Source organism: Methylocaldum sp. (genome assembly GCF_039794385.1).
GTDB lineage: Bacteria > Pseudomonadota > Gammaproteobacteria > Methylococcales > Methylococcaceae > Methylocaldum.
This window is the reverse complement of the sequence record NZ_JBDIVO010000192.1, coordinates 1-9,111: the sequence shown is the minus strand read 5'-3', so window position 1 is coordinate 9,111 and position 9,111 is coordinate 1. Positions and strand designations below refer to the sequence as shown.

The following is a 9,111-nucleotide window of genomic DNA, read 5'->3' as shown; positions in this document are numbered from 1 at the left end:
CGCGAGCCCGTACTGCCGCCGGAATTCATCTATCCCGTCGAGGACTGGCGGATGGTGGAGCGGGAATTCGTCCCGGCGCTCCTGTCCCAGACGGAGAGCATCTTTGCCACTGCCAACGGCTACTTCGGCATGCGCGGCGGTTTCGAGGAGGGAACGCCAGCCTACGAGCACGGGACCTTCGTCAACGGGTTCCACGAGACTTGGCCGATCCCCTACGGCGAGCGGGCGCGCGGCTTCGCCACGACCGGACAGACGATCATCAACGTGCCGGACGGAAAGGTGATCCGGCTATACGTGGACGACGAGTTGTTCGACCTCGCGCGGACACCCGTGCTCCGGTACGAACGGGCGCTGGACCTCAGGGCCGGGACCTTGGACCGCGAAGTGCTCTGGGAAACGCCGACAGGCAAACAGGTCCTGGTCCGGTCGCGCCGGCTGGTGTCGTTTGCCGAACGCCACCTGGCAGCCATCTCCTACGAGGTGACCGTGCTCAATGCCCAGGCTCCGATCATCCTCTCCTCGGAACTGGTACAACACCCGCAACCCCGGATGCTAGGGGAAGACGATCCCCGCCTCGCCCGCCGGCTCGACAGGTCCGTGCTGATCCCCGAGATACGGCAGGCGGACAAGTACCGGCTCCTGCTCGGCTTCACGACCCGCAGCAGCCGCATGACTCTCGCCTGCGGCTTCGACCACGTTCTGCAGACCGAATGTGAATGCTCGGTCGAACAGGAGAAATCCGACGAGGCGAACCGCGTCGTCTTTTCGGCCCAGGCCACGCCGGGTAAGCCGATCCGTTTGACCAAGTTTCTGACGTATCACACATCCCGGACGGTGTCGGTCGGCGAGCAGCTGGACCGGACCAGGCGCGTGCTCGACCGCGCTCTCCGCCAGGGATTCGAACGATTGCTACTGAATCAACGGCAGTACCTGGACGACTTCTGGCACCGGTCCGACGTCGAGGTGAGCGGGGCGCACTCGAGGGCGCAGCAATGCATGCGGTGGGACCTGTTCCAGTTGCTCCAGGCCACTGCCCGGGCGGACGGGGCCGGCGTCCCGGCGAAAGGCTTGACCGGACAGGCCTACGAGGGCCATTACTTCTGGGACATGGAAATGTACGTGAACCCATTCCTGGTCTACACCGACCCGCGCGCGGCGCGAAACCTGCTGCTATTCCGCTACCGCTTGCTCGACGCCGCCCGTCAACGGGCACGGGAGGTAAGCCAGAAAGGTGCCCTGTTCCCGTGGCGGACGATCAGCGGCCAGGAGGCATCGGCCTACTACGCCGCCGGGACCGCCCAGTACCACATCAACGCGGCGGTCGCCTACGCCATCCGCAAGTATGTCGAGGTGACCGGGGACGAGGACTTTCTCCGCCGCTATGGGGTCGAGATTCTCATAGAGACAGCCCGGCTCTGGTACGATCTGGGGTTCTTTTCGGAGCGGCGCGGAAACCGGTTTTGCATCAACTCGGTCACCGGCCCGGACGAGTACACCACTGTCGTCGACAACAACACGTACACGAACCTGATGGCCCGGGAGAACCTGCGGTATGCGGCCGACTCGGTCGAGATGCTGCGGTCGGCGCATCCGGTAGCGTACAGCGAACTCGTCTACCGGACGGGCCTCTCGCCCGAGGAACCCAAAAACTGGCGGCGAGCGGCAGATGCCATGTACATCGCATTCGACGAGGAGTTGGGCATCCATCCCCAGGACGACGGCTTCCTGAATCGCGAGGTATGGGATTTCGCCGGAACGCCGGCGGACCACTACCCGCTGCTGCTGCACTACCACCCGCTGGTCATCTACCGCTATCAGGTCCTCAAGCAGACCGACGTCGTTTTCGCCCTGTTCCTGCTCGGCGAGGATTTCACCACGGAGCAGAAGCGGCGAGACTTCGACTACTACGATCCGCTGACGACCGGCGACTCGTCGCTGTCGGCCTGCATTCAGAGCATCGTGGCCGCGGAACTGGGCTATCGGGCCCACGCGCTGGAGTACTGGATGTACGCCCTGCTCATGGACCTGGCGGATGTCGGCGGGAACGTCAAGGACGGGTGCCACATCGCCGCGCTCGGCGGAAGCTGGATGGCGGCGGTCTACGGGCTGGCTGGGATGCGCGACCGGGGCGGGAGACTGTCGTTCGATCCACGCCCTTACGTCGCGCGATTGCGATTCGCGCTGGCGATCCGCGGCCAGCGGCTGGAGGTCCAAATCGAGAACGGGTCCGTCACCTATCGGCTTCGCGGAACGGCCGGGCTGACGATAACCCACCGCGGCGAAAGTCTCGTCCTCCGCGACGGGGAGGCGGTGACACGGAATCTTGACGAGATGGAGCAACCGCGATGAGTCAGGCGAAGAATGAGGAACACGCGCCCGAGCAGACCGGAGACTCGGCCCGGATGCCGCTCCCCGAACTTCGCCGGCAATTCCGGCAATTGGAAACCTCGCCGGACGGCCTGAGCCAGGAGGAGGCCCAGCGACGCCTGGACCGTTACGGATACAACGAGTTGGCGGAACGCCGCATCGGTCCGGTCCTGAAGTTTCTCGGCTATTTCTGGGGCCCTATCCCGTGGATGATCGAAATCGCCGCCGCACTGTCCGCCGCCGTGCAACGCTGGGAAGATTTCGGCATTATCTTCAGCCTCTTGCTGATCAACGCCATCGTCGGTTTCTGGCAAGAGTACAAGGCCGATAACGCCATCGCCCTCCTGAAACAAAGGCTGGCGCTTACGGCGCGGGTTCGTCGCGATGGGCAATGGCGGGATTTGCCCGCCCGTGAGCTGGTTCCGGGGGACATCGCGCAAATCCAGCTCGGCGACGTCATTCCGGCCGATGTCCGGCTGTTCGAGGGCGCCTATCTCAGCGTGGACCAGTCGGCGCTCACCGGCGAATCGCTGCCGGTGGAAAAGAAAGCGGGAGATGCCGCCTATTCCGGCTCCGTGGCCAAACTCGGCGCCATGCGGGCCGTGGTCACCGCCACTGGAATGCGGACCTATTTCGGCAAGACGGCGCGGCTGGTGCAGCGGGCCGGCAAGGTCTCCCACTTTCAGCATGCGGTGCTCAGAATCGGCAACTTTTTGATTTTGAGCACCCTGGCGCTGGTCGCCCTGATCCTGGTGGTCGCGCTGTTCCGCCACGATTCACCGGTGGAGACCCTGCTGTTCGTCCTGATCCTGATCGTGGCCGCCATCCCCGTGGCCTTGCCGGCGGTGCTCTCGGTTACCCTGGCGGTCGGCGCGGAGCGGCTGGCCAGGATGCAGGCCATCGTGTCGCGGCTGGTGTCCATCGAAGAGATGGCCGGAATGGATATTCTCTGCTGCGACAAGACCGGCACGCTCACCAAGAACGAATTGACCCTCGGCGAACCGGTCGTGTTCGAGACCAAGGATGAGACCGATTTGATCCTGGCCGCGGCCCTAGCCTCCCAGGAGGCCAGCAAGGATACTATCGACACCGCCGTTTTCAGAGGGCTGACCGACCCGGCCCGGCTTCGCGATTACACGGTGTCCGGTTTTCGGCCCTTCGACCCGGTCGGCAAACACACCGAAGCGGAAGTCGTGCACGGGGAGGAACGCTTCCGGGTGGCGAAAGGCGCGCCGCAGGTGATTCTCGATATGGCGGAACCCGACGCGGAACTGCGCCGGTCCGTGCGGGAACGGGTGGATGCATTGGCGGGCAAAGGCTATCGAACCCTGGGCGTGGCCCGGACCGATACGGAAGGTCGCTGGCGCTTCCTGGGGCTGCTGCCCCTGTTCGATCCGCCCCGAGACGATTCGGCGGATACGATCCGGGAGGCGCTGGGCGAGGCGATCGAAATCAAGATGATCACCGGCGACCATTCGGCCATTGCCCGTGAGATCGCCGCCCGAGTGGGCTTGCGGCAGAACATCCTGGCCGCCGACCGGGTGTTCGGAAATGGCGCGCCTGACAAGACCGCCGTGATCGAACGGACCGACGGCTTCGCTCAGGTGTTTCCCGAGCACAAGTTCGAGATCGTCAAGACCTTGCAAGCGCAGGGGCACATCGTCGGCATGACCGGCGACGGCGTCAACGACGCCCCCGCCCTCAAGCAAGCCGACGTCGGCATCGCCGTCAGCGGCGCCACCAATGCCGCCCGCGCCGCCGCCGATCTGGTGCTCACCGCGCCCGGCTTGTCGGTGATCACCCGAGCCGTGGAGGAAGCACGGCGCATTTTCGAGCGCATGAACAGCTACGCCATCTACCGCATCACCGAGACCATCCGCGTGCTGCTGTTCATGACCCTGTCCATCCTGGTGTTCCATTTCTACCCGGTGACGGCGGTCATGATCGTCATCCTCGCGCTGCTCAACGATTTTCCCATCATGATGATCGCCTACGACAATGCCCCCGTTGCGCTCCGTCCGGTGCGCTGGGACATGCACCGGGTGCTCGTCGTCGCCGGCCTGCTGGGCGGAATCGGAGTCGTCTTCACCTTCGGCTTGTTCTGGATATTGGAGGAATACCTGTGCCTGTCCCGCGACTTCATCCAGACAGTCATTTTCTTGAAATTGCTGGTGGCGGGACACTTGACGATTTACCTCGCCCGCAATACCGGAGCGATCTGGCAGCGGCCCTACCCCGGCCTGAAACTTTTTCTGACCACGGAAGCCACCCAGATCGTCGGGACCCTGGCGGCGGTGTACGGCTGGTTCGTGAAGCCGATCGGCTGGACCTACGCGCTGGCGGTCTGGGGCTACGCGCTGGCGGAGTTCCTGCTCACCAGTCCGATGAAGATCATGGCCTACCGCCTGATCGAGCACCGCGCCGAGTTTCAGGCGCGCCACCTGGAGCGCGTGCACCGGCCGATGCATTCGTCCGGCGGGTGATAAATCAGGAGCGAATTCGCGGCCATCGAAAATCCGCTTTTAGAGCGTTTGCATCGCGCTCAGACGGCAAAACAGGCTTCGCGGACGTCGTTGGCGCCTACGGCTCGGGTGACTGGATTCAAGCCTTCGTAGGTCGGCAATCCTTTGCCGACGAAGACACTCGGCGGGGACGTGGCGTCGGGAAGGGGGGCTTCGGCGCTCCCGGCCAGCCCCTTCCCGAAGACGCCGTTTGCGATTGGAAGGGGCCGATTAAAGGCCCGTTTACGATTGGAAAAGGATTCCCGACCTACTCGCGAGTGCCCGTACAGTCGGTATAACAATGCGCTAGCTCGCTTCCCGCACCCAAGCCCAAGCCGTCTCAATCTCGGATGCATCGAAATATTTCACTTCCGCCTTGGTAAAGGGCTTGCAGATGACAGCCATCCACTTTTGCCAGCGGCGCTCGCCGACGAAGGCGATACGGTCGAAATCGGCATAGTGGCGGACGCCGAACTTGAAGTCCTCCCAAGCCGCCTGTACATCCCAACCGTGAAAATCCTCGAATTGAGCAAGGAGACGAAGCTTGCCTTGCGCGGCCGCCACGGCGGCATCCACGCCGGGAAGGAACGTCCGGTAGTCCTCATCGTGCAATTTTCCTCTGAGCCTGAACGCGAGAATGTTCGGAGAGCCGGTTTCGACTTGCGTAATCATCGTCTTGATCTCCCATGAGAAACCGCTGCTTAACCCGCGGCAGCGGTTACGAGAGTGCTTCCAATCGCCGCTTAGACCGGATAATTCGAAAAAGGAGCCTTAGTTTCGCCATGGGAGCGGTTGCGCACAGAGTCAGTCTAATCCTGTGCGGACGCCTTCTCCGCTTGTCGGTCGATGGAGTGGCATCATGGGAACCGGGCCGGGTACTCCGGAACGCGGCAAGTTTTAGCGGCTGAAGCTGGACGACCTAGGCGATGCGGGTCCGGCCCAGCTCCAGGAACTCGCGGAAGCTATCCGCCGTTTTGAAAAAAGCGGCAAAACGGTGATTGCCACATCGCACCGATACGACCAAGGCCAGTATGTTCCGGCCGCGCAAGCACGGAAAATCTACCTGGACCCCATGGGCGACGCATTGCTCAAGGGCTTCGGACTCTATGCTGACGCCGATTGGAGAGCCGACCGGATTGATGAAAAGCCTCGACGAACGGTTTCCATATCCCGGAAAGCAGTTGCTTCGGGACAGTGTGCGGTCCATGCCATTCGCGCGCAGCGTTCTCCGCCTGGTCGAGGATACGGCCTTCGCCTGGATGAACCATCCGCGCGGAATTTATGCGTATTGTCCCTGCATTCCGGATATCGGCGTTCGATGAAGCAAGCGGGGGAAAACCCCGACCAAGATAGCTGATTTGGGAGACAACTATGGCCGCCGAAAGAATGTCCCTTGTTGCCCGGATAAACGCCGTCCTGACGACATTCAAGGCCGAGGAGTGGATTTATTTCGCAAGCACGATCTTGGTGCTGCTCGGCGTCGGCATCACCGACTATGCCCCTGCCAGCAGTTGGCTCTACTGGATTTTCATGATCGCGGCTTTGGCTACCGCGGCGATTATCGTGGAAAAACTGCGGCCCCGTGTAAAAGGGGCCCCTTTTCTCAACCTGGTGGCCGTTCAACTGATTCATTGGGGCGCAACCCTGATCGCCGTGCTCATCAGCCTGTCGCTCGTCAATACCGGACGATTGACCTACGAAGGCAGCGGTCTGATCGTCCTCCTCCTGCTGTCGCTCGCCACGTTTCTTGATGGCCTCCACGTCGGCTGGCGTTTTTATCTGATCGGGCTGCTGATGGCGATCGCCACGATATTCGCGGCTTATTTCGAAAGGTTTGTCTGGATCATCCTGTTGATCGCCGCCATCAGCGCCGTTTTTGCCGTCTATGTCGAGAAATATCTGAATTCCGACCGCTTCGGGCGTGGCTGAAGATGCCCATGAAATTGAGGATCTCTTCGGCCCGGTCGGCCACGCCGTCTTTTTTCATTCTGGCCTTCATGGCCGCGCTCGGGCCTTTCGGCGATACGGAATACACCCCTTCCCTGCCGAATATCGCCCGGGCCCTGGACGTGACTTATGGGCAGGCGCAGCTGACGATGACCGTTTACCTGGTCGGATTTGCGGTCGGTCAGCTGCTCTATGGGCCGGTCTCCGACAGTTTCGGCCGGCGCCCCACCATCCTGTTCGCCGTCGCCACGTTTTTCCTGGGCTCGCTGATTTGCGCCGTCGGCGTCGACCTCGACATGATCCTGTTCGGCCGTTTCGTACAATCGGCGGGGGCCTGTGCCGGCGGAATTCTCTCCAACGCAGCGGTTCGCGACACTTTTCCGCCGGAGGAGCAAACCAAGGTCTTTCTCGAAGTCAACACCGTTTTCGCGCTGGCGCCGGGGGTCGGGCCCATCGCCGGAAGCCTCGTGGATCACTATTTCGGCTGGGAGGCCAACTTTTATCTGCTGGCCATTCTGGCCTTGTTGCTCCTGGTCTGTCTCCTGCTGTTCTTCCCGGAAACCAATCGCTACGAGAATCCGGACGCGATTCGCCCCGGCCGGGTGGCGAAAAATTACCTCTCCCTGTTCAAGCATGCGGATTACATGTGTTATGTCCTGGTGGTCGGACTAGGGGAAGGCGTGGTCTATTGCTCGCTGGTCGAGGCTCCCGCTCTGGTCATGATCGAAATCGGGCTGCCGAGCAAAACCTTCATTATCGTGACGGCCTGCGTCAGCGGCGCCTTCCTGCTGGGTACCGCCGCCTGCGGCCTGTTGAGTAAATTCGTTTCCGATCGAACGCTGATCGTGGCCGGATGGCTGATCATGCTGGCCGGTTCCCTAGCTATCGGCTATTTCAATCACGAGCACCGGGTTACCTTGTTCACCATGCTCGGGCCGATCTCGTTGATCTTCAGCGGGATTGCTTTTGTCATTCCCGTCGCCACCGCGGTGGCCTTGACCCCTTTCGAAAAAATCGCCGGATCGGCCTCTGCTATGCTCGGCAGCTTAAGCATGGGCGTCGCCTCGGCGAGCACTTATTTCATCAGTATCCTGAGCGGCAGCCCTTCTTTTGCCGTGTTCTTCACTTTTACATTGTTGATTGGCATAGGTCTTTCATTGGCTTTACTGGGGCACGCCATCTCCGATAAGGCAGCTTCCACGAGTTATTGATGCAGATTTCCGAACAACGATTGCAGACGATTAGCCTGTTGGTCCTTACGGTCATCGCTTGCGGGGTGGTCTTGCATCTGCTGCGAGACGTGTTCATGCCTTTCGTACTGGGCGTGTTTCTCGCCCTCGGTCTTTCGCCCGTGGTCAATCTTCAGGCCAGGGCCTTACGCATTCCGGTTGGCTTGGCGGTCCTCATAACCCTGTGCCTTGCGCTGCTGCTTTTTTGGCTGGGCGGGCTGATCGTGTCGGCTTCCATCGAGCAGTTGGCAAACTCCGCCACAATGTATGAAACCCAACTGATCCGGGCAGTGCAGAGCACGTTGAGGGATTTGCCTCTGGAACGCCTGCATTTGGACGCTAACCAATTGATCGCACCGCTTCGGCATATTCCGATAGAAAACCTCCTCCTCGGCATCACCAATAGCCTGATTCATGCCTTGTCTCTGTTCCTCCTGACATTCGTGTTCACCGCCTATCTGCTGGTCGTCCTGTCCGGCCAAAGACCCGCTGCCGGCGTCTGGTACGAAATCGAAAGCCGCGTCAAACATTATCTCGTGGTCAAGATCGTCATATCGGTCGTGGTGGGAGTGGTCATCGGACTGGCTTTGTTCCTGTCCGGGGTCAACTTCGCGCTGCTTTTCGGATTGATGACGGGACTCTTGAATTTCATTCCTTACTTGGGACCTACGGTCGCATCCGTGGCGCCCTGGCCAATCATCCTCATTTCTCCCGAGTTGTCGACTGCGGCGAAAATCTTCGCTCTGTTTTTTCCGGGGACGCTCTTCTTCGTCGTCGGCAATTTTCTCGAACCGAGGATTTTCGGCAGCTCGGCGCGACTGCATCCCTTGGTGGTGCTGCTGGTCTGTATGTTCTGGGGAGCTTTGTGGGGGCCATTGGGCATTCTTTTGGCGACTCCGATCACGAGTGCGTTCGCCATATTATTGTCTCAGCTGGAAATCACCCAGCCGATCGCGGACCTGCTGAGAGGCGAAGTCGCACTCACGGAGGAGGTCGCCGTCAAGGATGAATCCAGGCCAGAAAAAGGCGGGCCTCTCGCGGGAAACGGCGAAGGCGGATCTATTAAG

At 61.1% G+C, this 9,111-nt stretch carries 7 protein-coding genes; 6 read left to right on the top strand and 1 reads right to left on the bottom strand.

Features of this window, described 5'->3' with window-relative positions; all coding sequences use genetic code 11:
• Together ABJK70_RS15525 and ABJK70_RS15520 are read left to right on the top strand one after the other, a co-directional pair.
• Positions 1-2,349, top strand: a 2,349-nt coding sequence (locus ABJK70_RS15525; RefSeq protein WP_347258410.1) for a glycosyl hydrolase family 65 protein, incomplete at its 5' end; no start/stop codon positions are given.
• Positions 2,346-4,850, top strand: coding sequence for a plasma-membrane proton-efflux P-type ATPase (locus ABJK70_RS15520; protein ID WP_347258409.1), 2,505 nt, complete (start codon positions 2,346-2,348; stop codon positions 4,848-4,850). The genes ABJK70_RS15525 and ABJK70_RS15520, both read left to right, overlap by 4 nt.
• Positions 4,851-5,174: 324 nt before the next feature.
• Here ABJK70_RS15520 and ABJK70_RS15515 read toward each other — a convergent pair whose 3' ends face one another.
• Entirely contained in the window at positions 5,175-5,540 is a 366-nt protein-coding gene (locus tag ABJK70_RS15515; RefSeq protein ID WP_156880971.1) for an STAS/SEC14 domain-containing protein, read from the bottom strand.
• Between the two features lie 434 nt (positions 5,541-5,974).
• On the opposite strand from ABJK70_RS15515, the gene ABJK70_RS15510 reads away from it, so the two are divergent.
• The 4 genes from ABJK70_RS15510 to ABJK70_RS15495 all read left to right on the top strand — a co-directional run.
• On the top strand, positions 5,975-6,190 hold the full coding sequence (locus ABJK70_RS15510) for a hypothetical protein (protein WP_156880970.1): 216 nt from the start codon (positions 5,975-5,977) through the stop codon (positions 6,188-6,190).
• Positions 6,191-6,239: 49 nt separating this feature from the next.
• The gene (locus ABJK70_RS15505; RefSeq protein WP_156880969.1) at positions 6,240-6,797 is read left to right on the top strand and encodes a hypothetical protein; all 558 of its coding nucleotides are present in this window, start codon (positions 6,240-6,242) and stop codon (positions 6,795-6,797) included.
• Between the two features lie 8 nt (positions 6,798-6,805).
• Positions 6,806-8,026, top strand: a complete 1,221-nt coding sequence (locus ABJK70_RS15500; RefSeq protein ID WP_347258408.1) for a multidrug effflux MFS transporter — start codon at positions 6,806-6,808, stop codon at positions 8,024-8,026.
• The coding region (locus tag ABJK70_RS15495) for an AI-2E family transporter (protein ID WP_347258407.1) at positions 8,026-9,111 on the top strand (1,086 nt) is incomplete at its 3' end. The genes ABJK70_RS15500 and ABJK70_RS15495, both read left to right, overlap by 1 nt.